General features: G+C 75.3%; 1 protein-coding gene. It reads right to left on the bottom strand.

The window, feature by feature from the left end; genetic code table 11:
* Window positions 1-1,285: condensation domain-containing protein (locus AF1_RS32560; RefSeq protein WP_255218866.1), on the bottom strand; the 1,285-nt coding region annotated here is incomplete at both ends.

Here is a 1,285-nt window from a genome sequence, read left to right as displayed (position 1 = left end):
GGGGCCGTGCCCCCGGCCCGCGCCGCGTAGGCGGTGATGAAGTCGCGGGCGAGCGGGGCCATCGACCAGCCGTCGCCGCCGACATGGTGCATGAGCAGCAGCGCCACATGCTCCTCCGGCCCGACCCGGAACAGGTGGGTGCGCAGCGGCGGCTCGGCGGTGATGTCGAAGGCGTACCCGGCGGCCATGGCGAGCCGCGTCGGCAGCTCCGCCTCGGTCGTCTCGGTGACCTCCAGCTCGGGCCGGGCGGCGGCCGGGTCGAGGACGAGCTGGCGCGGCGCTCCCCCGGCGTCCGGCAGGATCGTGCGGAGCGTCTCGTGCCGTTCCACCAGGTCGCCGACGGCGGCGCGGAGCGCGGCCACGTCCAGGGGGCCGCGGATGCGCAGCGCGGCCGGCATGTTGTAGGTGGCCGACGGTCCCTCGAACCGGCTGAGGAACCAGAGCCGCTGCTGCGCGTGCGACGGCGGGATCACCTCCGGCCGCTCACGTGGCCCCAGCGCCGGGCGTCCGGGCCGGGCGCCGCCGCCGAGCAGCGCGGCGAGACCCGCGACGGTCGGCGCCTCGAACAGCGCCCGGACGGGCAGCTCCACGTTCAGCGCGCGGCGCACGCGGCTGACGACCCGCATCGCGATGAGGGAGTTGCCGCCGAGCGCGAAGAAGTCGTCGTCGGCGCCGACCCGGTCCACGCCGAGCAGTTCGGCGAAGACGGCGGCGACGCTCTCCTCGGTCTCCCCGGCGGGGGCCCGGTACGCGGTCGCCGGGACGATCGTCAGTTCCGGCTTCGGCAGCGCCTTGACATCGACCTTGCCGTTCGGGGTGAGCGGCATCTCGTCCAGGACGACGACGGCGGCGGGCACCATCGACTCGGGCAGGCTCTCCCGGATGTGGGCGCGCAGCTCCACCGGGTCGAGCGTCTGGCCGGGCGCGGCGACGACGTAGGCGACGAGCCGCTTCTCCGCCGGTCCCTCCTCGGGGACGGCGACGCCCGGCAGGTCGAGACCCTCCACGGTGACGGCGCCGCCCGACGCGACCGCGGCGTCGAGCGTCCGCCGGAACCAGCCGGCGAGCCGCTCGGCGGTGTCCCGGTCGAACAGGTCGAGGGCGTATTCGAGGGTCCCCGCGAACGCGCCGGAGCCGTCGCGGGCTTCCTCCAGCAGGAACTCCAGGTCGAACTTGGCGACTCCGGCGTCCACCGGCTCGACGGCGACGTGCAGGCCGGGCAGCTCGACCGACGCCTCCGGGTTGTTCTGCAGCGTCAGCATGACCTGGAACAGCGGGTGCCGGG

Origin of the sequence: Actinomadura formosensis NBRC 14204 (genome assembly GCF_001552155.1) — a bacterium.
GTDB lineage: Bacteria > Actinomycetota > Actinomycetes > Streptosporangiales > Streptosporangiaceae > Spirillospora > Spirillospora formosensis.
Note: the sequence above shows the minus strand (reverse complement) of the source record. Positions and strands in the feature narration are given on the sequence as shown.